21 protein-coding genes are annotated in these 21,115 nt (G+C 54.9%); 7 read left to right on the forward strand and 14 right to left on the reverse strand.

Annotated features, from left to right (window positions below; all coding sequences use genetic code 11):
* Window positions 1-338: 338 nt before the first annotated feature.
* The 5 genes from Q1A43_RS08500 to Q1A43_RS08520 form a co-directional block, all read right to left on the reverse strand.
* Entirely contained in the window at window positions 339-1,376 is a 1,038-nt protein-coding gene (locus tag Q1A43_RS08500) for an ATP-binding protein (protein WP_299934148.1), read from the reverse strand.
* The gene (locus Q1A43_RS08505) at window positions 1,376-2,551 is read right to left on the reverse strand and encodes an aminotransferase class I/II-fold pyridoxal phosphate-dependent enzyme (protein WP_299934150.1); all 1,176 of its coding nucleotides are present in this window, start codon (window positions 2,549-2,551) and stop codon (window positions 1,376-1,378) included. Before Q1A43_RS08505 ends, Q1A43_RS08500 begins: the two co-directional genes overlap by 1 nt.
* A gap of 64 nt (window positions 2,552-2,615) precedes the next feature.
* Window positions 2,616-3,137 (reverse strand): gamma carbonic anhydrase family protein, encoded by a 522-nt coding sequence (locus Q1A43_RS08510; RefSeq protein WP_299934152.1) that lies wholly within the window; start codon window positions 3,135-3,137, stop codon window positions 2,616-2,618.
* Window positions 3,134-3,787 carry a guanylate kinase gene (gene gmk, locus Q1A43_RS08515; RefSeq protein WP_299934154.1) on the reverse strand — a complete coding sequence of 218 codons (654 nt, stop codon included), beginning with the start codon at window positions 3,785-3,787 and terminating at the stop codon, window positions 3,134-3,136. The genes Q1A43_RS08510 and gmk overlap by 4 nt, the downstream gene beginning before the upstream one ends.
* Before the next feature lie 3 nt (window positions 3,788-3,790).
* A complete protein-coding gene (locus tag Q1A43_RS08520; RefSeq protein WP_299934156.1) occupies window positions 3,791-4,669 on the reverse strand; it encodes a YicC/YloC family endoribonuclease in 879 nt (292 codons plus the stop codon).
* 214 nt (window positions 4,670-4,883) lie between these two features.
* Here Q1A43_RS08520 and Q1A43_RS08525 point away from each other — a divergent pair, with 214 nt between their 5' ends.
* A complete protein-coding gene (locus Q1A43_RS08525; RefSeq protein ID WP_299922305.1) occupies window positions 4,884-5,660 on the forward strand; it encodes a PAS domain-containing protein in 777 nt (258 codons plus the stop codon).
* Between the two features lie 94 nt (window positions 5,661-5,754).
* Here Q1A43_RS08525 and Q1A43_RS08530 read toward each other — a convergent pair whose 3' ends face one another.
* Window positions 5,755-6,516, reverse strand: coding sequence for an ABC transporter permease (locus tag Q1A43_RS08530; protein WP_299934158.1), 762 nt, complete (start codon window positions 6,514-6,516; stop codon window positions 5,755-5,757).
* Between the two features lie 99 nt (window positions 6,517-6,615).
* On the opposite strand from Q1A43_RS08530, the gene Q1A43_RS08535 reads away from it, so the two are divergent.
* Entirely contained in the window at window positions 6,616-8,724 is a 2,109-nt protein-coding gene (locus Q1A43_RS08535) for a 4Fe-4S binding protein (RefSeq protein ID WP_299934160.1), read from the forward strand.
* A 91-nt stretch (window positions 8,725-8,815) separates the two neighbouring features.
* Here Q1A43_RS08535 and Q1A43_RS08540 read toward each other — a convergent pair whose 3' ends face one another.
* From Q1A43_RS08540 to pedF, 6 genes are all read right to left on the reverse strand, one after another.
* Entirely contained in the window at window positions 8,816-9,601 is a 786-nt protein-coding gene (locus tag Q1A43_RS08540) for an FAD binding domain-containing protein (RefSeq protein ID WP_299934162.1), read from the reverse strand.
* A 103-nt stretch (window positions 9,602-9,704) separates the two neighbouring features.
* Complete coding sequence (locus Q1A43_RS08545) at window positions 9,705-12,074, reverse strand: xanthine dehydrogenase family protein molybdopterin-binding subunit (protein WP_299934165.1); 2,370 nt, start codon at window positions 12,072-12,074, stop codon at window positions 9,705-9,707.
* A gap of 97 nt (window positions 12,075-12,171) precedes the next feature.
* A complete protein-coding gene (locus Q1A43_RS08550) occupies window positions 12,172-12,657 on the reverse strand; it encodes a (2Fe-2S)-binding protein (protein WP_299922315.1) in 486 nt (161 codons plus the stop codon).
* 69 nt (window positions 12,658-12,726) lie between these two features.
* On the reverse strand, window positions 12,727-13,242 hold the full coding sequence (locus tag Q1A43_RS08555) for a CoxG family protein (protein WP_299922317.1): 516 nt from the start codon (window positions 13,240-13,242) through the stop codon (window positions 12,727-12,729).
* A gap of 86 nt (window positions 13,243-13,328) precedes the next feature.
* A complete protein-coding gene (locus tag Q1A43_RS08560; protein ID WP_299934167.1) occupies window positions 13,329-14,225 on the reverse strand; it encodes a transporter substrate-binding domain-containing protein in 897 nt (298 codons plus the stop codon).
* Window positions 14,226-14,312: 87 nt separating this feature from the next.
* A complete protein-coding gene (gene pedF / locus Q1A43_RS08565) occupies window positions 14,313-14,999 on the reverse strand; it encodes a cytochrome c-550 PedF (protein WP_299922321.1) in 687 nt (228 codons plus the stop codon).
* 176 nt (window positions 15,000-15,175) lie between these two features.
* Here pedF and Q1A43_RS08570 point away from each other — a divergent pair, with 176 nt between their 5' ends.
* Genes Q1A43_RS08570 through Q1A43_RS08590 form a run of 5 tightly spaced genes read left to right on the forward strand, consistent with a single transcriptional unit; the run spans window position 15,176 to window position 19,415 of the window.
* A complete protein-coding gene (locus tag Q1A43_RS08570) occupies window positions 15,176-16,339 on the forward strand; it encodes an ABC transporter substrate-binding protein (protein ID WP_299934169.1) in 1,164 nt (387 codons plus the stop codon).
* 52 nt (window positions 16,340-16,391) lie between these two features.
* Window positions 16,392-17,354, forward strand: coding sequence for a YVTN family beta-propeller repeat protein (locus Q1A43_RS08575; RefSeq protein WP_299922325.1), 963 nt, complete (start codon window positions 16,392-16,394; stop codon window positions 17,352-17,354).
* Between the two features lie 49 nt (window positions 17,355-17,403).
* Window positions 17,404-17,856 (forward strand): hypothetical protein, encoded by a 453-nt coding sequence (locus tag Q1A43_RS08580; RefSeq protein WP_299934171.1) that lies wholly within the window; start codon window positions 17,404-17,406, stop codon window positions 17,854-17,856.
* A gap of 57 nt (window positions 17,857-17,913) precedes the next feature.
* Window positions 17,914-18,627 carry an ABC transporter ATP-binding protein gene (locus Q1A43_RS08585; protein WP_299922329.1) on the forward strand — a complete coding sequence of 238 codons (714 nt, stop codon included), beginning with the start codon at window positions 17,914-17,916 and terminating at the stop codon, window positions 18,625-18,627.
* Window positions 18,624-19,415 carry an ABC transporter permease gene (locus Q1A43_RS08590; protein ID WP_299934173.1) on the forward strand — a complete coding sequence of 264 codons (792 nt, stop codon included), beginning with the start codon at window positions 18,624-18,626 and terminating at the stop codon, window positions 19,413-19,415. The genes Q1A43_RS08585 and Q1A43_RS08590 overlap by 4 nt, the downstream gene beginning before the upstream one ends.
* Window positions 19,416-19,437: 22 nt before the next feature.
* On the opposite strand, the gene Q1A43_RS08595 is transcribed toward Q1A43_RS08590, so the two are convergent.
* Entirely contained in the window at window positions 19,438-20,073 is a 636-nt protein-coding gene (locus Q1A43_RS08595; RefSeq protein ID WP_299934175.1) for an ATP-binding cassette domain-containing protein, read from the reverse strand.
* Window positions 20,073-21,038: an ABC transporter substrate-binding protein gene (locus Q1A43_RS08600; protein ID WP_299934236.1), complete on the reverse strand. Its 966-nt coding sequence runs from the start codon at window positions 21,036-21,038 to the stop codon at window positions 20,073-20,075. Before Q1A43_RS08600 ends, Q1A43_RS08595 begins: the two co-directional genes overlap by 1 nt.
* Window positions 21,039-21,115 lie beyond the last annotated feature (77 nt).

Consider the following 21,115-nt stretch of genomic DNA (forward strand, 5'->3'; position numbering starts at 1 on the left):
CTGTGATGATCTCCGGGGCCTGAAGTATTAACGTCTCGCAATGCTTTTGTGACAGGTATGTAACGGTTTTATGAAACACCTCTGCATGACGTGAGGTGACCGAATTAAGCCACTGCAAAACAACAGTTTAAAAGTGAAAAACGGGTTTGCAGTCTTAACAATTAAGACCGCAAAAAGACGCCCAAATCCGTTTGGTGACGCCTTTTGTGACACCAAAGACGATGACAAGAATCGAAAGCCCGCTCTTATTGGCACTAAACGATTTAGAAACCGGTGGCCAAAGTCAGATCATGTAACGCTCATGGCCACAAAATACCGTGTTTGGCGTGGGGCGGAATCTAATTGACGGGCAAGATGACCGTGAAACAGGTGCCCCGGCCTTTTTCACTCACCACCTCAAGACGTCCTCGGTGGCGATTGACGATATGTTTTACAATCGCCAGACCAAGGCCAGTGCCCCCCATCTCGCGGGAGCGGTGGCTATCGACCCGGTAAAACCGTTCTGTCAAACGCGGAATATGATGGGCATCAATCCCCTGCCCCGTGTCACACACGATCAAGCGAACAGCTTGTGAACGTAACCGCGGTTCATAGGTTGGACCGGTCAAAGACAGGGTCACAACGGAGCCTGCGCCAGAATACTTGATGGCGTTTTCCGCCAAGTTATTAAGAACTTGTCGGATTTGATCCCGGTCCCCGACAATTGAAACATCCGCATCGGGCAGGTCGGTTTTCAACTCAACGCCAGAGTCCTTGGCCAAGGCGTTCAAACTATGCGCGGTGGTTCGGATCACATCCGCCGGGGACATAATTTCCGTCGGGCGCACCCGCTCTTCGGCCTCAACCCGGCTCAACGAAAGAAGATCGCCTACCAGTCGGTTCATCCGCTTGGATTCGTCATCCATAATATCAAGGAAACGCATCCGCGCCCCGGCATCATCTCGAGCTGGACCTTTGAGGGTTTCGATAAACCCAATCAAGGCGGTCAAAGGCGTACGCAGCTCATGGCTGACATTGGCGACAAAATCCCGGCGCATCTGCCCGGCTTGTTCAAAGGCGGTGACATCCTCAAAACACACCAAAACTGCTGGCTCCGGTGTCGACTCCACAAAACGCACCGATACCTTATATGTGGTGTCCTGCTGGCCGTCGTTGGTGAGGTATTCACTTTTGCGCGGCTTTGCGTCCGTGAGAGAGGCCTCAATGGCCTCAATCAACATCGGCTGACGCAGGGCCGTAATAAAATGCCGCCCCTCAATTCCCGTGCCCAATAGCTTTAAGGCCGGTTCATTCGCCGCCTCAATCCGTTCGTTTGCTCGGATCAAAAGTGCGGGCCAAGGCACTGCGGTCACAAAAGGGGCGGCATCACATTGCATTAACTGGTCCTTGCCGCCTTTAGGCCCTTATCAAAGGCCGCGATCAATGCATCCGGATCTTCGAGCCCAACAGAGACACGAAAGAACCCTTCGGTTATGCCATTCTCAAGGCGCTCGGCTTCGGGAATGTTACGATGAGACGAGGAATTGGGGTGCGAAATCGTTGTGCCGACATCGCCTAGTGTCGGCGCAAAAGCCAACTCGGATGCGGTAGACGTAAAGGCGTTGGCCGCCGCGCGTCCTCCTTCGATTTCAAAGCTTACCATATTGGCCCCTTTGCCCCGCAACAGACTCTGGGCGCGGGCGCTTTCCGGATGATCGGGTCGGGTTGGATAGGCAACCATTTTGACACCGGGTTGAACCGCCAAGAAGTCTGCCAATCTTTGTGCGGTTTGCTGCGCGCGATCGTAGCGCAGTTCAAACGTCGCCAAACCACGTTCCGCAAGCCAACAATCAAAGGGGCTCCCGGTTAGGCCATGGGTCACCGCATAGATGGTCATCCGCTCCATCAACGCCGGGTCTTTGGCCGCAACCCAACCCAATGTCACATCCGCATGCCCCGCCAGCAATTTGGTGACCGAATGCAAAACAATGTCGGCCCCATGTTCAATCGGCTTTAGCGCGGCGGGCGTGGTAAAAGTGTTGTCGACAACAAGCAGAACACCCTTGGCGGCGCAAACCTCGGCGATGCCGTCAAGATCGGCGATCCGAATGGTTGGGTTTGAAACCACTTCGACCAAGACCAGTTTGGTGTTGGGCTTGATTGCATCGGCGACGGCCTTGGCATTTGTCGTATCGGCAAGCGATGTCTCGATGCCATAGCGCGGCAAATCTTCGGCGAGCATCCGCAAAGAGCGGCCATAAAGCTGGCTTCCGCCGATCACATGATCACCTTGCTCGCACAAGCCCATCAAAACCGCGCTAACCGCCGCCATGCCTGATCCGACGATAATACCGCCATCCATGCCCTCTAGCGCATCAATCCGACGGGCCAAAACATCCGCATTGGGGTGACCTTCGCGGGCATAGGTATAGCCCTGAACCTCGCCTGCATATTGCGAGTCCAGCTCATCTGGCGTTTGCGAGGCATAGACAACCGATGGCATGATCGGCGTGGCAACTGCCATGGATTGGCTAGTCGGAATCGCGACGGGACGTTGCAGGGTGGGTTTCATTCCAAGACCTTCATTTCGGGGCCGCAAACGGCCTTAACGGTGTTTTGTAACGATGAGATGACAGTTAGAGTTCTGTCAGCTCCTTGGCAAAGAGCGCAGCATTCTGTTGGTAATGCAGGGCCGACCAATTGTTTTTCTCAATCGCGGCCTCATCCAATTGGCGCACCACTTTGCCCGGCATGCCCATGACCAAACTGCCATCGGGAATTTCCTTGCCTTCGGTGACCAAGGCCCCTGCCCCAATCAAACAGTTTTTGCCAATTTTGGCCCCGTTCAAAATGGTTGCGCCCATGCCGATTAGGCTATTTTCACCAATGGTACAGCCGTGAAGCATGACCTTGTGTCCAATAGTACAGCCCGCGCCGATCTGCAGCGGAAAACCCAAATCGGTGTGACAGATAACATTCTCTTGGATGTTGCTTCCGGCGCCGATGCGGATTTCTTCGTTGTCGCCACGGATTGTACAGCCAAACCAGATGCTGGATTTGTCTTCCATCACTACGCGGCCAATCACATTGGCATCGGGCGCGACCCAAGCGGTTTCGGCAACATCAGGCGCAACGCCTGCCAAAGAATAAACGGTCATGACAGCTCCTGAAATTCAGTCTGAAGGTTGCGGGCGTGTTCAACGAGGCTCGGCTGTTGCAAACGGCGCAGGCGTGTGGCGGTGACAATGGTTTTTAGATCGGCAAAGGTCCGATCCAAATCATCATTGACCAGAACATAATCATAGCTGCCCCAATGGCTAATTTCGTCCCAGCTTTTCTGCATGCGCTTGGCGATCACATCATCACTGTCTTGCCCACGGCCAATCAATCGGCGACGCAGCTCAACAATTGAGGGCGGTAGAATAAACACCGAAAGCGTGTGTTGCCCAAGCGAGGAGTTCACAATCTGCTGCGCACCTTGCCAGTCAATGTCGAACAAGACATCACGCCCGGATTCGATCGCCTCTTGAACCGGAGCTTTGGGCGAGCCGTAGAAATTGCCGAAGACGTGGGCGTGTTCCAACATGCCATCATCGGCCACTTGACGTTTAAAGGCATCCTCTTGCAGGAAATGATAATGCTCACCGTCGACCTCACCGGGGCGTGGCGCGCGCGTGGTGGCCGAAACGGAAAAACTCAGGCTCGGATCCCAGTCCAACAACCGGCGCGACAGGGTCGATTTGCCGGCGCCCGACGGGCTGGATAGGATGATCAATAGGCCACGCCGATTGTTTTGGCGGTCGCTCATGTCTTACTCCACGTTCTGAACTTGTTCGCGCATCTGGTCGATCAACGTCTTGAGCGACAGACCCACGCGCGTCAACTCGGCATCGCCGGATTTCGAACACAGAGTATTTGCTTCGCGGTTAAATTCTTGCATCAGAAAGTCGAATTTCCGGCCAATCGCGCCTTTGCTCCCCATCAGTTCCCGCGCAGCGGCGATATGAGCCTTCAGACGGTCAATTTCTTCGGTCACATCGGCCTTGACCGCAATCATTGCCAGTTCCTGAGCTATCCGCGCTTCGTCGACGGCATCCGCGTTATCAAGTACGCGGGCCAGTTGCGTCTTTAATCGCTCTTGTTGCTGCGGGGCACGCATTTCGGCCAAATTGGCCGCTTCGTTAACCAATGAGTCGACTTCAGAGAGCTGCCGATCAAGGATTTCGGCAAGTTTTTGCCCCTCTGAATCGCGCATTTTTCTGAAATCCGACAAAGCATGGTCAAAATCAGTCAGAATTGTGGCACGCAGCGCCGCATGGTCCACATCCCCCGCTTCGGTGGTCAAAACCCCACGCAATCCGACGATATCGGCGGCGGTTGACGGTGCCAAAGACAACCCCTTGTTCATGGCCTCATTTTCAATCTCGGTCATGGCGTCTAGAACGGCTTTCAGCTGCCCGGTTTCAAGCCGCGCAGCCCCTTCGGCCCCCTCGGAAGAAACTCGCAAAGAAATCTGTATATTTCCGCGACTTAGCGCCGAATTTAGCCGTTTGCGAACCTCAACTTCAAGGCCCTCAATCCAGTCTGGCAATCGCAGTCGAAGATCAAGCCCTTTGCCATTGACGCCGCGCAGTTCCAGCCCCCAGACAAACCCATGCCCAGAGCCTTGTTTGCTCGCGAACCCTGTCATTGATTGCCGCATATCAGGAGCCTCCACTTGTGCCAGAAATGGCGTATCGGCTCCTCGCCTTCAAGGCAAGCGTCTGAAGGTTGTGTTAACCTATAGGACACAATTGAGGCGAATTTGCGTCAAAGCCCTGTTAGTAATACTTCAGTAACGAAGATTACGCAGGATTGGTGGACGGGGGCCCTCCAACGACGCGCCAGACGATAGGAGCGGATATATGTTGGGCAATGGTGGAAACGGTCGGGATATCGTGCAGATGTCTGAACGCGACAAAAACAGAAGACTGGCACCTCTGCGCAATGTAGAGGCCTATTGGCTTGGCCTGTGCCAGGACAATCAAGTGCCGTTGCGCAGCCAGATTGACCCGCGCGGTATGGAAAACGCGCTCGAATATGCGTTCTTGATGGAACGGATTGCGCCCAGCATGGCTAAAATTCGTGTCGCTGGCTCTCACCTGTCCGACCTGATGGGGATGCAGATCGCTGGCATGCCACTGTCGAGCCTGATTGCCCCATCTGATCGCGATCGTTTTGGTCAGGCCGTAACAAAGCTGTTCGGTGATCCGGCGATTATCAAGATTGATCTCAAAGCCGAAGGTGGCTTTGGCAAGCCCGACCTCGAAGGCCACATGTTGCTCTTGCCGCTGCGCTCTGACTTTGGCGATATGAGCCGCGCCCTAGGTGTGTTTGTGAGCAACGGCAAAATCGGGCGCACCCCGCGTCGCTTTACCATCACAAATGTAGAAGTGAAACAGGCGGTGTCTTCTGGTATTATTGATCGCCGTCCCGTCAAAGTGACTGAACCAGAACCGACACCAGAGCGGGCCTTTCGCGAACCTGCGACTCCGTTCCGCGGTATGATGAGCAAAAAGGCGACCGATGACGCCGCCACAACCCAAGGTGTGCCAAAGGTTGGCAAAACCATTCGTGGCAAAACAGACACCCCAACAGTCAAGCGCGGCCATTTGCGTTTGGTTGTCTCAAACGACGATTGAAAGTGATACCAGACTGACAGACTGAGGACGTTAGGGCCATCAAGAGCCCAACCAAGAAACGCTCGCCATTTGGCGGGCGTTTTTTGTATTGCCTCTAGACAGCGCGCCAAGCTGTGGCCCGCGCTTCCCAGCGTTGCACAATCAGGTATTCGACAGCCAACATCACCGATGTAAAGCTGATGGCGTAGGCCAAAACAGACGCTGTATCAAAGAGTTGGAAGTACAAGTGAATCTGAAATCCAACCCCGTTTGAGCGCCCCAGAAACTCCACCACCAAAACGATTTTCCAGATAACAGCCAAACCATTGCGGGTGCTGGCGGCTACAAAAGGGCCAAGTTGCGGCCAAATCACATGCCGCAAACGGCTCAAGTATGACATGCGATAGACTTGGGCCATGTCGGCCACTCCACGATCTAGCGCGCGCACCCCTTCGCGGATGGTCACCGTCACCATGGCGGTTTTGTTAAGGGCCACGGCAACAATGGCGGCTAACTCATTGAGGCCAATCCACAAATAACAAAGCACAATGATGACCAGCGCCGGTAAATTGAGCATCACTGTCACCCAAGGATCAAGCCAGCGGTTGGCACGCGGGCTGCTTCCGAGCCATATTCCCAGCGCAGAGCCTACGCCCATCGCCAAACAAAACGCTGCAATCACACGGCCAAATGTCTGAGACATATGAAACCAAAGTTTGCCGTTTTGGGACTCTGACAAAATCACCTGCCAAACGGCCGCCGGACCGGGTAAAATGTCGGGATCATTGCCAATTTTCGCGGCAGCAAACCAAACAATTCCAAGACCCAGCAAAGACAGGATGGTGATATGAGCCGGCGCTCGTGTGGTTGGTGTCATTTCAATCTCCCTACCGGTAACCATATCGTGACGCGCATCCCCTGCCCCTTGCACCAAGGTCGCATATCTGGCGAGGCTGCTCATGCTTAGATTTTCCGCATGAAACCTACACTTTTTCTCGCAATCTTTCTTTGGTGTCTAAGCGCTTTGGGCCTTTGGGCCGAGCCCGCGACCGAGGAAGACATCAGCGCCCGAATATTTGCGCCTATGTCGCTTGGCGAACAGCTTTCCGATGATGGCATTTACGAATTGCTGAATTCTGGCGGTGCGCATGCCGGTTACGTTTTTCAAACCGAACCAATGGCCCCCTTGCCGGGCTTTTCCGGCGCGCCCATCAATATCTTGGTAGTACTGGACCTTGAAGGGCGGTTTTTGGATGTTCAATTAATCGACCACAATGAACCGATCTTTGTATCCGGTTTGGGCCAAGCACCGTTCCACGCCTTTTTCGAACAATATCGCGGCCATTCGATTTCCGATAGCCTTGTCGTTGGAACACCTTACGGCGGAGGATCGGACGGCAGCGGGTTAGTTTATCTCGACGGCGTAACCAAAGCCACAGCATCGGTTCGTATCGCACATGAATCCATTCTGGCCGCCGCGTTGCAAGTTGCGCGTGAGAAAATGGGCGGGATCGCCTCTGGGCCCCCTGCCTTTCCAAACCCTGACGTGGATGAAAACCTCAGCTGGCGGGAAGCGGTGGATCAAGGGTTGATCAGCCGTCAAACTGTGACAAATGCTGAAATTCAGGAGTTGTTTAAGGGCACCATTTGGGAAGACGACGACCCAGAAGCCGTTGATTTTCCGGACGAACCCTTCTTGGATTTATGGGTCGCGGATCTCGGGCCAAAGTCAATCGCGCGGGCTTTGTTGTCTGAGGATACTGTTGAAGAGCTAGATCTGTTCACCTCGATCTCAACCTTTGATGAACCTATTTTGGTGATTGAAACTGCCCGCCATGGCTTGGTGTCACCGGAGTTTGTGCGCAATACCGCCCCTGATTGGATTGGCGCCGAGCAAGGCGGATTCCCGATTGCCCTACGCGACGCGGACCTTTTCGTCGAATTGCACGAAGATGCACCTGATGAGCTTCATGATGGTGTCGCCCTAATACTGCGAACAGATCGGCGCCTTGGCTTTGATCCGGCATCGCCTTGGACGATGAATGTCACGGCCATTCGAGAACACGGAATGTTCCAGCCCGAAACCGGGTCCGTAACTTTGGCGGCCGACCTCAGCACAGATGAGCGGTTCTTTACCCGCCCTGCCAAAGTCGAACGTCTGTCGCCTTTCGAAGAAGCCATTCGCAGCCGTCGGGACGATCTCATCCTGTTGGCAATCGGCCTCGCCGTTCTGCTCCCTTTGCTATTGCTAGCCCAATCTCGCCTTGCGGGCTTGGCCTCGTTTACCCCCATTCGATTGGCGGTTTTGGCGGCGGTTTTAGGGTTCGTTGGGTGGTGGGGCCAAGGGCAACTTTCCATCGTGACCCCCTTGGCGTCCTTGCAAACCGCCATGGCCGGTGGCAGCTTTGCCTTCTTGCTCTATGACCCGTTTTCGCTCTTGGTTTGGATAGCGGCCATTGTTGGCTTTGTCCTTTGGGGACGCGGTTTGTTTTGTGGCTGGCTCTGCCCTTTTGGTGCGATGCAGGAATTAATGCATCATATCGGTCGTTTGCTGCGCATTCCGACCTATGAAGTGCCCCGCCACATCGACCAACACCTGAAAAAACTGAAATACCTAGCCTTGGCCGGTTTGGTCGCGGTGACGGTTTACGCCCCCGAGCACATGGACAAAGCGGCGGAGATTGAACCGTTCAAAACCGCGATCACCACCTTCTTTGTGCGTGAATGGTATTATGTCGCCTATGCTGCGCTTTGGTTGATCCTAGGTTTGTTTGTTTTCAAAGGCTTCTGTCGCTATCTTTGCCCATTGGGGGCATTGATGGCAATCGGCGGTTTGCTACGCATCCGCAAATGGATTCCGCGCCGGATAGAATGCGGTAGCCCCTGCCAATTGTGCAAAGTGAAATGCAACTACGGTGCTATTCGTCAAACTGGGGCGATTCAGTATGACGAATGTTTTCAATGTCTGGACTGCGTCACCATTCACGATGATGACCAACAATGTGTGCCGTTGATCCTCAAGGCCAAAGCGTCAAAACGCGCCCCGCGTGTTACCGGCCATCCCAACCAAGTGCCAGCCGAGTGAAGAACCCACTTGAAGGCAGTCACCTAAGCCATTGATACAAAGAAAAACGCCCCGCAAATTTGCGGGGCGTTTCATAATAATGTCATTAGGTTTAGCTCGCGGCGGCAACGGCCCGTTTGGTCATAACCTTCACCAGATGAGCGCGATAATCACCTGACCCGTGCAGGTCTGAGATCATCCCATCACCCGATACCGAAAGCCCTTCCAAGGCATCGGCGCTGAAGTTACCCGATAGAGCCGCTTCGGCTTCGCTCCACCGGAACACACCTTCTTCGGAGGCACCTGTCACAGCGACGCGCACACTGTCGGCGTATTTGGCAACAAACACACCCACGAGCGAGAAGCGCGACGCTGGCTGTTCGAACTTCTGATAGGACGCGGCCTCAGGCACCGGGAAGCTAACCGAAGTGACAATCTCGCCCTCTTCCAGCGCCGTGGTGAACATGCCTTGGAAATAATCGTCCGCGGCGATGTCACGGTTGTTGGTGGTGATCGTCGCACCAGACGCCAAAGCAGCTGCCGGGTAACAGGCCGAGGGGTCATTGTTGGCCAAAGAGCCGCCAATTGTCCCACGGTTGCGCACCGCTGGATCACCGATATTGTTGGCGAGATCCGCCAGCGCCGCATAGGCCCCCGCTTCGGCCGCAACGGTCGCGTGATTTGTGCCGCCGCCAATGGTGATTTTGCCACCATCAGACGAAACGCCTTTGATCTCATCAATGCCAGACAAGCTGACCAAAACCGATGGCGATGCCAAGCGCTGTTTCAGGGTTGGGATAAGCGTTTGCCCGCCCCCCAATGCCTGCGCATCTTCTTTGCCCAACGCGGTGGCTGCATCTGCAACGCTGGTCGGACGCTCTACGTCAAAAGAATACATTCTTTCATTCCTCCCTTGGCAATCAAAGCGGCTCTCGCCCCTTCATCTTGCCAAATAAACTCCGGGGGTCCGGGGGCTGGCCCCGGTCCACACCTCTCATCCATTAGCCGTTCATGGCTTCCCAAACGCGGCTCGGCGACACTGGCATGTCGATATGCTCGACATCGTGGTTGCCCGAGTTCAACGCATCAAGCACCGCATTCACAACGGTCGGCGGGGAGCCGATCGCACCGGCCTCACCACAGCCCTTCACCCCAAGCGGGTTGTGGGTGCATGGGGTCTGGCAGGAATGATCTACCACATAATTTGCCATATGCGGCAAATCATCGGCGCGCGGCATGGCGTAGTCCATGTAGGATGCGCTCAAGAGCTGACCATTTTCATCATAGGCACAGTTTTCCAACAGCGCCTGACCGATGCCCTGAGCGATCCCGCCATGCACTTGGCCCTCGACGATCATCGGGTTGACCACATTGCCGAAGTCATCCGCCGAAACGAATTTTTCGATGGTCACCTTGCCAGTCTCCGGGTCCACCTCGACCTCGCAAGCATAGGCGCCCGCCGGATAGGTGAAGTTGGCCGGATCATAGAACGCGGTCTCTTCGAGGCCTGGTTCAATGTCTTCGAGCGGATAGTTATGCGGCACATAAGCGGCCAGTGTCACATCCCCCCAAGCCACGGATTTATCCGTCCCTGCAACAGAGAATTGACCATCTTTCAACTCGATATCGCCCTCAGACGCTTCGAGAAGGTGGGCCGCGATCTTCTTGGCCTTGTTGATGATTTTCTCGGTCGCCCGAACCATAGCCGATCCACAGACTGCTAGCGAACGCGAGCCATATGTCCCCATGCCAAATGGGATTTTGGACGTATCACCATGTACGATGTCGATCATGCCCTCATCGATGCCCAGCATCTCGGCCACAACCTGCGGGAACACGGTTTCATGGCCCTGACCATGGCTATGCGCCCCAACCATGACGCTGATCGAGCCGGTGGCATTCACCCGCACGGTCGCCGCATCATAGAGACCGGCCCGCGCGCCAAGCTGCCCCACGAGGTTCGACGGAGCAATCCCGCAAGCCTCGATGAAACAGTTCACGCCACGGCCACGCAGCATCCCCTTGGCTTCCGACGCGGCACGGCGTGCGGCAAAACCCGGGAAGTCCATCAGCTCTTCCATCTTGTCCATGGTGGCGTTGTAGTCACCGGTGTCATATTCCACCGCAACAGGGGTGGCATATGGGAAGGACGTGATGAAGTTCTGACGGCGCAGTGCCATCGGATCGACGCTCAGCTCACGCGCGGCCTTGTCGATCAACCGCTCCAGCTGATAGGTCGCCTCGGGGCGGCCGGCGCCACGGTAGGCATCCACCGGAACCGTGGTGGTGAACACCGCCTTGACGTTCACCTGTACGGCGGGCGTCTTGTAGTTACCAGCCATCAGCGTGCCATGCAGCCAGGTCGGAACCGAGGAGGCAAAGGTCGACAGATAGGCACCCATATTGGCATAGGTATCCGTGCGCAGCCCGACAAAATTATTGTCGGCATCCAGCGCCAATTCGATCTTGGATACGTGGTCACGACCATGCGCGTCAGACATGAACGCCTCGGACCGCGACGAGGTCCATTTGACCGCGCGATTACAGGCCTTGGCCGCAAAGGTCACAAAAGCTTCTTCCGCATAGTGGAAGATCTTGGTGCCAAACCCGCCACCCACATCGGGGGCCACAACTGTCAGCTTGTGCTCGGGGATGCCCAAGACAAACGCGCCCATCAAGAGCCGGATCACATGCGGGTTCTGCGACGTGGTGTGCAGGGTCGAATGGTCACCTGCCCGGTTGTAATCCCCAACAGCGACACGCGGCTCCATCGGGTTGGCCACCAAACGGTTGTTGGTCAGCTCCAGCGTGGTGACATGTGCCGCCCCGGCAAAGGCCGCATCCACATCCGCGGTTTCCGTGCCGAATTGCCAGTCATAACACAGGTTGCTTGTCAGATCGTCGTGAACTTTGGTTGCGCCATCTTCCAGCGCGGCCTTCATGTCAACAACAGCAGGAAGCTCTTCGATGTCGACGTCGATGGCTTCGGCGGCGTTGCGGGCCTCTTCGAGGCTATCGGCCACGACGGCTGCGATCGGGTCGCCCACATGGCGCACCTTGCCAATGGCCAGAACCGGGTGGGCCGGTTCCTGCATCGCGTCGCCGTTCTTGTCGGTGATTTCCCAACCACAGGGAATGCCACCCACACCTTCGAAATCTGCACCGGTGAAGATTTTCACCACGCCAGACATCGCTTCGGCGGCGGATGTATCGATGTTTTTGATGTTGCCGTGCGCCATATCGGAGCGCAGGAAATAAACGTAGGCTTGGCCGTAAACGTTTATGTCGTCAGTATAATTGCCGGTGCCAGTCAAAAAGCGGACGTCTTCGCGCCGCTTTGGGCTTGCGCCAATGCCATGATCCTTGGGCATGGTCTGTTCCCTCCCTTGGGTCGATGGGGTGAGCCCCATCTTACGGAAATCATTCCCGTGGCGGGCCTCCCCGCCGCGAACTCAAATCAATTGGGGCTTATTCAGCCGCGATGTTCGAAACATCCTGACCGCTGGCGGCCATGATCGATTTCACGATATTATGGTACCCGGTGCAGCGGCAAATATTGCCTTCAAGGTAATCGCGAATTTCGGCTTCGCTTGGCTTAGGGTTATCCTTGAGGAGCGCCGCCGCGGACATCACCATGCCGGGGGTACAAAACCCACACTGCAAACCGTGGTGATCTTGGAACGCTTGTTGGATCACACCAAGCGACCCATCTGGGTTTTCCATGCTTTCGATGGTATTCACCTCGGCACCATTGGCCTCGGCTGCGAACATTGTGCAGCTTTTGACCGCTTCGCCGTTCACATGAACCACACAGGCGCCACACTGTGAGGTGTCACAGCCCACGTGGGTGCCAGTCAATCGAAGCTCTTCGCGCAAAAATTCGGTCATGAGCGTATTGCCCTTGACCGACTTGGTGACGGACTTGCCGTTCACCACCATGGTCACTTCTGTCATTTCTCTCCTCCCTTGAAGTCTTAAATTCGTGCACCCCGAAGCAATCCTCCGGGGCGGCATCTCCTTGGCTTAGCTCACAATACGTTTGAGCCAGCCCTTTTTCTTTTCGCCGGTCTCTTCGGTGGCATCGCCCTCTTCGGACGGGCCTTCGACGGCGTCTTTGAAGTTGTTAAAGAACTGATCCGCCATCTTTTTGGCAAACCCATCCACAATGCGGCTCCCGAGTTGGGCCAATTTGCCACCAACTTTTGCTTCGACCTCATAGTGCAACAAAGTCCCACCGTTTTCAGTCGCAGTTAGGGTTACATCGGCCCCACCTTTGGCAAAACCAGCGGCCCCGCCTTTGCCTTCACCAGCCAAATGAAGGCTGTTGGGCTCATCCAAATCGGATAGCGTGACGTGGCCCTTAAAGGTCGCTTTGACCGGACCAACTTTTTGCACAACCGTGGCGTCAAAACCGTCGCTGGCATTGCCTGCCATTTCGGTACAGCCCGGAACACATTGCTTTAGAACGTCTGCATCCAAGATCGCGGCCCACACTTCTGACGTGGGTGCGTTGATCTCACGGGAATCGCTCATATGCATGGTTTTGTCCTCTCCGTTAGCGCCAAGCCTAGGCGCACAGCCCCGAGGGGCATATTAGACCAATGGCCTAAGCCATGGGTTGAATTTCACCATTGCGGTGGATGAAAGCTGAGGCCGTAGGCGTTAAATATCGCCTCGATACGGCCATCAGATAGGCCTTCGGTGATGGCATCGCCCACCGAATAAGCCAAAGGCCGATAGGCAAAATGTACACCTGTGCCCAAGACCCAGCTGGCACGGGAAAACCCCGGCAGCGGCGGTTCGTGGATGGCCACGGTGTCACCTGCGTGGAACTCCAATTGCGCCCGCGGACCCATCGCCGCCATGACCTCACCCTTGTTCAGCGCGTCCATGGCATCGGCCATTGTCTCAAAGCGTCGCACGCCCTTGGCGGTTTGACCGCGTCCGAGGCTCGTCAGATAGAAATCGGCGATGGAATCGTTTTCAACAGCCACGGTATCAAACCGGAAATAGGCCGGAACCGGCTTATCGTCATCTTCATAGGCAAGCGTCGAATAGGCAATCGCAACGCCTTCTTCGTGATACTGACCCGGAAACACGACCTGTTCGACGCGACACCGAAAGGCGCTATCGTAGGGGACGCGCATCATCACATTGCTAACCGCGCCGCCGATGATAGGCCCCTTCCACAAGTTGTGTCGCAGATCCGCTTCGAGGTTTTCCCCAGCGGCGACAAACTTGAAGCGCGGTTCAACCCCAATAAACTCGGCAACCAAGCGCGCGACATCAATATCAACACCCCGCGCTTGTCCCTTTTCTTGCCAAGAGTAAGGCGGATACTCGGAATAGAGCGCAAAGGTCATAAACCCTTGCTCTAGAATCTGGTCTAACTCTTGCCCGACAATATCACGACCGGCGTTTTGCGGTTTGGGTTGTGGCACATGGTCGGCGCAGGGGTCGGCGGCAAACCCGGCAACAGGCACCGCCAATACTGTGGCGCAAACCACAAGCCGCGCGCGCAAAAGTCTTGTAAAACTTTTGCAAATCTCATGCATGAGATTTGTGTCCCCTACCATCTGATCGGTCCTCCGCCCCGTTCTGCAATCCGATCAGTTTGCCGCTGACAAACCGATGGTCAAGGCTTCTGCTGCGCGGGTCACACCGTCTTCGCTCCCGTCCAGCAATTTGGCGGCACGGCTTGCGGCACTATCGGCCACGGGGGCGCCGGAAACGGTTTCAATCTTGGCGGCGATTTCATCCAAGCGCGCCTTGATGCCATCGACATCGGTGCCACCGGCGGCCAATGTGTCGCGAATGGCTTTCAACTCGCCCGCAGCATCAGCCATGGAATCGTCATCAGGACGTGTTTCGATGTAAGTCCGGATCGCCCAGGCCGCATCTTGACCAAGCAGCTCACCAAAGGCTGGCATTTTGGTGATTCCGTTTTGCGTGTAGCCAAACTGATACCGCTCTACATACCATTCATCACCGTATTCTTCGGCCTCCAAAAAGCGCAGGTCCGGTGCAAGACCGCCCGAGATGACTTCCAAACCATGGCAGCGCGCGCAGTTTTGGTTATAGCCTGACGAGCCGATTTCAATGGCCAGCGACCATGTCTCTTCGCCAACGATTTCGGCGCGATAAGGGTTCTCGGTCAGCCATTCTTCACCGGTTTCAGGAAGGCCGGTCGTATCCACCGCTTGCGGTGCCACATCGCCGTGGGCCAAGGCCAAGCCTGGTGCCAGAATAAATGTTGTTGCAGCCAGAACAGCCGTGCTCAGTGTCAGTTTGGTCATGATGTCTCCTCCCGGATCGTCTCCGTTCCCGTTGCAAAAGGAGTAGGCCAAGCACCGCCCTAAACACCATTGGACTTTCGTGTCGCGCAGCCCCTACCTATGAGGCCAATTTCCGACATAGGTCGTATTGAGCCTATCCGTGCAACACGTAGCTTGGTCGCTAACGGGAGGACATTATGAACAAGTTTTTGACCGCGGCCTGCGCTGCGTTCATCGGTGTTGCGTCGCAAGCATCCGCTTTGGATGTGGTGATTCACTATATCCATCAAGAAGTTGAGCAGCTCCCAACCCTTTCGAATCTTGACCCGATTCCCGACGACCTCGGGGCGCAAGGCGCGCAGCTTGCCTTAGAAGACAACACCACCACGGGCCGATTTCTGGGTCAAAACTATTCCTTAGACATCACAATCGTCCCTGTTGGTGGCGATTTTAATCAAGCGGTGTCAGAGGCTTTGACCAAAACCGACCTGATTGTCTTGGATGCCCCGGCGGATCACATCATTGGAGCCGCGGACTTAGAGAAAAGCAGCGCCGCGCTTTTGTTTAACGTCTCGGCCCCCGACATCGCGTTGCGAAGCGAAGACTGCCGCGCCAATCTCTTGCATACTTTTCCAAGCCGCCCGATGCAGACCGACGCCTTGATGCAGTTTTTTGTCAAACGCCGATGGTCCGATATTGCCCTGATCGAAGGTACGCAGCCCGAAGACCAAGCTTATGCAGCAGCTGTTTTAGCGTCCGCGCGCAAATTCGGCATGTCGATTGACGCGCGCAAGACATGGGCATTTGATGCGGACATGCGCCGCAATGCCGCCCAAGAAGTTCCGCTATTTACCCAAGACCTTGGCGACTACGACGTCTTGGTTGTCGCGGACGAAGCCAATGATTTTGCACGCTATATCCCGTTTAATACTTGGCACCCACGTCCGGTTGCCGGAGCCGATGGACTGACCGCCAAGGCCTGGGATCGCGTTGTTGAACAATGGGGCGCAGCCCAGTTGCAATCGCGTTTCGAAGAACAATCGGGTCGGGCCATGTTGCCCCGCGACTATGCTGCTTGGGCCGCTGTTCGCTCGATCGGAGAGGCCGTGACACGGACACAGGCCGGGGATGCCCAATCACTTCGCGACTTTTTGTTGTCAGATCAGTTTGAACTGGCAGGTTTCAAAGGACGCCCGCTAACTTATCGGAGCTGGAACGGACAGTTGCGCCAACCGATCACCCTCGCCCATCGCGGTGCCCTTGTGGCGTCAGCCCCGCTTGAGGGGTTCTTGCACCAACGCAGCGAACTCGACACGCTCGGCCTTGATAAACCCGAATCTGCTTGTTCTCAGTTCGACTGATCCCTTACTTTTCCGGGCCTTTGCGCCCGCTCATTTCAAAAGGAAGCTCTCGATGAAAAAGCTCTCCGTCCTCGCTGCTTTGCTGCTATCGACCACCGCAACCGCCGACGAAATCTGGGTCACCAACGAAAAAGATGACACGATCAGTGTGATTGATTTGGAAACCCTCGAAGTTACGCGCACCCTAGAAACCGGTGAACGCCCACGTGGCATCACCTTTTCCAAGGACTATTCGGTTGTCTATATCTGTGCCTCCGATAGCGATGCGGTTCAGGTGATGGATCCGAACACCGGCGAGATTTTGCATGACTTGCCCTCGGGCGAAGACCCCGAGCAATTTGTACTCCATCCCGATGATCGTCACCTTTATATTGCCAACGAGGACGACGCGATTACGACGGTCGTTGACACACAATCACGCACGGTTGTCGCGCAAATTGACGTGGGTATTGAGCCCGAGGGTATGGCCGTTTCCCCAGACGGCAAAATCGCCATCACCACATCCGAAACCACCAATATGGCGCATTGGATCGATACAGAAACCCAAAAGCTCTTTGCCAATACACTGGTCGATAGCCGCCCGCGTCATGCCGAATTTGTCAAAGATGGCAGCGAGTTGTGGGTAAGTTCGGAAATCGGTGGAACGATCACAGTTTTTGACGTCGCAACACAAGCCGAAAAGGCCAAGATCGAATTCAAAGTCAAAGGCGTACACCCGGACCGGGTCCAACCCGTTGGGTTTGAACTAACCCAAGGCGATACTCACGCTTTTGTTGCCCTTGGGCCTGCCAATCACTTGGCTGTTGTCAACGCCGACACCTACGAAGTCGAAGACTACATTCTTGTCGGGCGGCGCGTCTGGCACATGGATTTCAACGCAGACCGTAGCAAGCTGTTCACCACCAATGGCGTGTCAGGCGATGTCACCATGGTCGATGTGGCAAGCCGCAAGGCCGAGAAAACCATCAAGGTTGGGCGCTTTCCTTGGGGTGCCGCTTTTCGGCCGACAAACTGACCTCAAACGCCCACTAATTACGTAATTCGTGCGAAAAAGGACCAAATCCATGCATAAGTTTCTGCTCACCGCTCTTTTGGCGGCTGCCCTGCCCTTTGCGGCCTTCGCGGACAATGACGACGATGATGATAACAATTTCGGACTGGCGGGGGTTCTTTCCGCCAAGAACAAAGAAGACCTGGAGCCAATCCAATTGGGGGCTGGTATCCCGCTGACCTCTGCGCCTTGGGTTCTCAAATCCGGCACCTACTACGAGTTCGAGATCCAAGGAGATGGCAGTCAAGAACTCGCGCTTGTCGGACCCGAATTTTTCCGGGCGATTTGGATCGACGAAATCGTCGTTGAGGGTTTGGAAATTCGCCCCTTGGGGTTGGATTCGGTTGAGTTTGACGAGGCTGGCGAAATGGAGATCGGTTTTCTGGCGATCAAACCGGGGTCATACTATCTCAAAATCCCCGGTTCGACCGGTGAGACACAACGGCTGGAAATCACCATTGAATAATTGCCGAAACACGGCACAGTTGGGTTGCCAAAGGCGGCGGCCCAACTCAGGATTGCTATGACACTCCAAGTTTCAAATCTTTCATTTTCATATGGGCCAAAACAGGCGTTGAAAGATGTCAATCTATCCGTTGAGCAAGGGCAATTTGCGGCTTTGCTTGGCCCGAACGGTGCGGGAAAATCGACGTTTTTTGCCCTTTTGACTCGGCTATTGACGGCAAAATCGGGCGAAATAACTGTGGCAGGTTATGATTTGTCCGCGTCCCCCCAAGCGGCTCTGGCACAAATGGGAATCGTCTTTCAAAAACCAACTTTGGATCTCGACCTGAGTGTTCGGCAAAACCTTTCCTACTTTGCCGCTTTGCATGGATTGTCGGGAAAACTAGCAAACCGTCGAATAGATGCCGCACTGGACCGGCTAAATATGGTCGAACGGTCCGGCGAAAAAGTCCGTGCCCTCAATGGTGGCCATAGACGTCGAACCGAATTGGCCCGCGCTTTGATCCACAACCCGTCAGTGCTTTTGCTTGATGAACCAACTGTCGGGTTGGACGCTGAAAGTCGCAAAGACATTACCGACCACGTACACAGCCTTGCCTGTTCTGGCATGACCGTTCTTTGGGCAACCCATTTGACGGACGAAATCCAAATGACCGACCAATTGGTTCTTTTGCACCAAGGGCAAATTTTACAAGACGGCATGGCGAAGGATCTATGTGACGGATTGGATTTGCAGACATGGTTTCTAGCCAAGACCAAGGCCCCAGCATGACAGGTTTTTCTCACTACAGAACAGCATTTTGGGCCATTGCCACCCGTGAGGTATTGAGGTTTGTCCATCAAAGGGAACGGTTCATTGCCGCCCTTGTTCGCCCTTTGGTTTGGTTGCTGGTCTTTGCAGCCGGATTTCGCGCCGCCCTCGGGTTATCAATCACGCCACCCTATCAGACCTACATCACATACGAGACGTATATCGTACCCGGTCTGTGTGGAATGATCCTTCTTTTCAACGGCATGCAAAGCTCACTGTCGTTGGTCTATGACCGCGAAATGGGATCAATGCGTCTATTGTTGACGGCCCCACTTCCACGTTGGTTCCTATTGTTTTCAAAACTTTGCGGCGCGACCTTCATCGGAATACTGCAATGCTATGCGTTCTTGGGGATTGCCGCAGTATTTGGAATTACTCTGCCACCATTGGGCTATGTCGCCGTCTTTCCCGCCTTGTTGTTGGCTGGATTGATGCTTGGGGCGTTGGGCTTGGCACTGTCCAGCTTTATTAAGCAGCTAGAGAATTTTGCCGGCGTGATGAACTTCGTTATTTTCCCGATGTTCTTTCTAAGCTCTGCCCTGTATCCGCTTTGGAAAATGGCCGAGTCCTCGGAACTTTTGCACGACATATGTGCCGCAAACCCGTTTACATATGCCGTAGAGCTTATTCGGTTTGCTTTGTACCAGCAAATGAACTTGGCAGCGTTTGCTTGGACATCTCTCGCGATGATCTGCTTTTTGGCTCTGGCAATGTGGGGATATGACCCATCTAGGTCAAAGTCATCTTAGATCAAACACTTACGCCGAACTATTAAACTAAAACTGCAGGTGATCCATCAAGACGCAAAACGCGGTTACATAGGCGTTTTGCTTCGCTCTCGGAATGCGTCACGATCAATGTGGTTGTATCGTGACGCGCTCTAAGCGTTTCAAAAAGCGACATCATTTCATTGGCCAAGTCATCGTCAAGGGACACAAATGGTTCATCCATCAACAATAAATCGGGGTTGGCCGCAAAAGCCCGTGCCAATGACAGGCGCCGTTGTTGCCCCAAGCTAAGCTGGCCCGGAAAGGCCGCGCCGCGTCCTGCCAATCCCACCTCATCAAGGGCCTGTTCGGCCACCGCTCGGGACACGCCAAGCGGAAGACAGAGATTGTCGATCACGTTGCGCCACAAAAGCAATGTGGGTTCCTGAAAAACGACGGCTATTTTTGTGGGCTTAATGATCTTGCCATCAAAACGGGTTTCGAGACCTGCCAAAACACGTAGAAGACTGGTTTTCCCAATCCCGGATGGACCAGTTAGGGCCAGAGTATCCCCAGAATGCAGTGAAAACTCAACTTGTCCAAGGATCGCTCGACCACCTAGCGACAAACGAGCCAACGCGATACGGGCGACTTCGCGCCGCCCGTCCTGTTTTTGATCATGCACCAATTGCAGCGCCATCAGGAGCCCGGTTGAACAAAGATACCATCAGGAAGGTCTTGCGCCTTGCCAACGAGATCCTCGCCGCCAAGCTTGGCCATCAAAGCCAGCATTTTTGCGGCGGCATCCTCATCAACAGGCCCAGCGTCCGGTATACCGGCCCGGAAACCGGCCTTGAGAGCATCAAACTGGGCATCCGTTTTGGCATTCATACGAGGGCGCAGACGATCCCATTCAGCATCGTCTCTTGCGAGTAAATCCTTGGCGTTACGCGACGCTTGTGCCATGGCATGCACCAGTTCTGGATTGTCGCGTAGCATTTCGCCCTTAAGAACATATCCCAAGAGCGGCGTTTGCGTGTCCAACCCCAAGGCCTCGGCGGCTTGATCAACTGTGACCAAAGGCTTCATCCCGCCAGCTTCCATTTTCGCCAAGAAGTGCCAAAAGTTGATCGCCCCACCCAGCTCACCTTGAAGTGCTGTTTTGAAGATCAATGGTGGCGCGCCAAACACCTGTTCCGTCTCAGCGGCGAGGTCGACACCGTGTTCTTGCTCGGCATAAGCCTGCAAAATCAACCACGACTTGTCCAAAGGTCCCCCTGCAATGCCGATTTTCTGACCTTTGAGATCGGCCAAAGTCTGGGCTTCGCTGTCGCCAGGTACCATCAAAGCCCCAACCGCGCGGCTATAGGGAATAAAGACAAAATCCTTGCCTGCGGCGCGCTGACGCGCGACCCAAAGCCAGTCGGAAACAATGACGTCTGCTTCGCCACCTTGAAAGGCGACCTTGGCTGCGGAACCGCCCGCAACACCTTGAACTTCCAGCGCAAAACCGTTTTTTGCATCAAACTGATTGTGCTTGATCACGTCCAGTTCCCAGTTCACGGTACCATATTGCAAGACCGCGGCCCGCAACACCGGGGCCTCGGCCCACGCGGCACCGGCCAAAGTGATCAAAGCTGCGGCACTCCCGCGTAAAACCTTCATAAATGACATGCCAACCTCCCTAGGCTTGTTGCCGTGATCGTAGCAGCAGACCTTGGGATAGGTATACGACCATTGGA

Origin of the sequence: uncultured Pelagimonas sp., assembly GCF_947498515.1 — a bacterium.
In the GTDB taxonomy this organism is placed as follows: Bacteria; Pseudomonadota; Alphaproteobacteria; order Rhodobacterales; family Rhodobacteraceae; genus Pelagimonas.

Bases quoted from the DNA above. Each gene is read 5' to 3' on its own strand.
- Q1A43_RS08580 (WP_299934171.1), top strand. From the start codon at position 17,404: ATGCATAAGTTTCTGCTCACCGCTCTTTTGGCGGCTGCCCTGCCCTTT.
- Q1A43_RS08550 (WP_299922315.1), bottom strand. From the start codon at position 12,657: ATGACAGAAGTGACCATGGTGGTGAACGGCAAGTCCGTCACCAAGTCG.
- Q1A43_RS08510 (WP_299934152.1), bottom strand. From the start codon at position 3,137: ATGACCGTTTATTCTTTGGCAGGCGTTGCGCCTGATGTTGCCGAAACC.
- gmk (WP_299934154.1), bottom strand. From the start codon at position 3,787: ATGAGCGACCGCCAAAACAATCGGCGTGGCCTATTGATCATCCTATCC.
- Q1A43_RS08520 (WP_299934156.1), bottom strand. From the start codon at position 4,669: ATGACAGGGTTCGCGAGCAAACAAGGCTCTGGGCATGGGTTTGTCTGG.
- Q1A43_RS08505 (WP_299934150.1), bottom strand. From the start codon at position 2,551: ATGAAACCCACCCTGCAACGTCCCGTCGCGATTCCGACTAGCCAATCC.
- Q1A43_RS08540 (WP_299934162.1), bottom strand. From the start codon at position 9,601: ATGTATTCTTTTGACGTAGAGCGTCCGACCAGCGTTGCAGATGCAGCC.
- Q1A43_RS08570 (WP_299934169.1), top strand. From the start codon at position 15,176: ATGAACAAGTTTTTGACCGCGGCCTGCGCTGCGTTCATCGGTGTTGCG.
- Q1A43_RS08575 (WP_299922325.1), top strand. From the start codon at position 16,392: ATGAAAAAGCTCTCCGTCCTCGCTGCTTTGCTGCTATCGACCACCGCA.
- Q1A43_RS08545 (WP_299934165.1), bottom strand. From the start codon at position 12,074: ATGCCCAAGGATCATGGCATTGGCGCAAGCCCAAAGCGGCGCGAAGAC.
- Q1A43_RS08585 (WP_299922329.1), top strand. From the start codon at position 17,914: ATGACACTCCAAGTTTCAAATCTTTCATTTTCATATGGGCCAAAACAG.
- Q1A43_RS08600 (WP_299934236.1), bottom strand. From the start codon at position 21,038: ATGAAGGTTTTACGCGGGAGTGCCGCAGCTTTGATCACTTTGGCCGGT.
- Q1A43_RS08535 (WP_299934160.1), top strand. From the start codon at position 6,616: ATGAAACCTACACTTTTTCTCGCAATCTTTCTTTGGTGTCTAAGCGCT.
- Q1A43_RS08500 (WP_299934148.1), bottom strand. From the start codon at position 1,376: ATGCAATGTGATGCCGCCCCTTTTGTGACCGCAGTGCCTTGGCCCGCA.
- Q1A43_RS08590 (WP_299934173.1), top strand. From the start codon at position 18,624: ATGACAGGTTTTTCTCACTACAGAACAGCATTTTGGGCCATTGCCACC.
- pedF (WP_299922321.1), bottom strand. From the start codon at position 14,999: ATGACCAAACTGACACTGAGCACGGCTGTTCTGGCTGCAACAACATTT.
- Q1A43_RS08525 (WP_299922305.1), top strand. From the start codon at position 4,884: ATGTTGGGCAATGGTGGAAACGGTCGGGATATCGTGCAGATGTCTGAA.
- Q1A43_RS08530 (WP_299934158.1), bottom strand. From the start codon at position 6,516: ATGACACCAACCACACGAGCGCCGGCTCATATCACCATCCTGTCTTTG.
- Q1A43_RS08555 (WP_299922317.1), bottom strand. From the start codon at position 13,242: ATGCATATGAGCGATTCCCGTGAGATCAACGCACCCACGTCAGAAGTG.
- Q1A43_RS08595 (WP_299934175.1), bottom strand. From the start codon at position 20,073: ATGGCGCTGCAATTGGTGCATGATCAAAAACAGGACGGGCGGCGCGAA.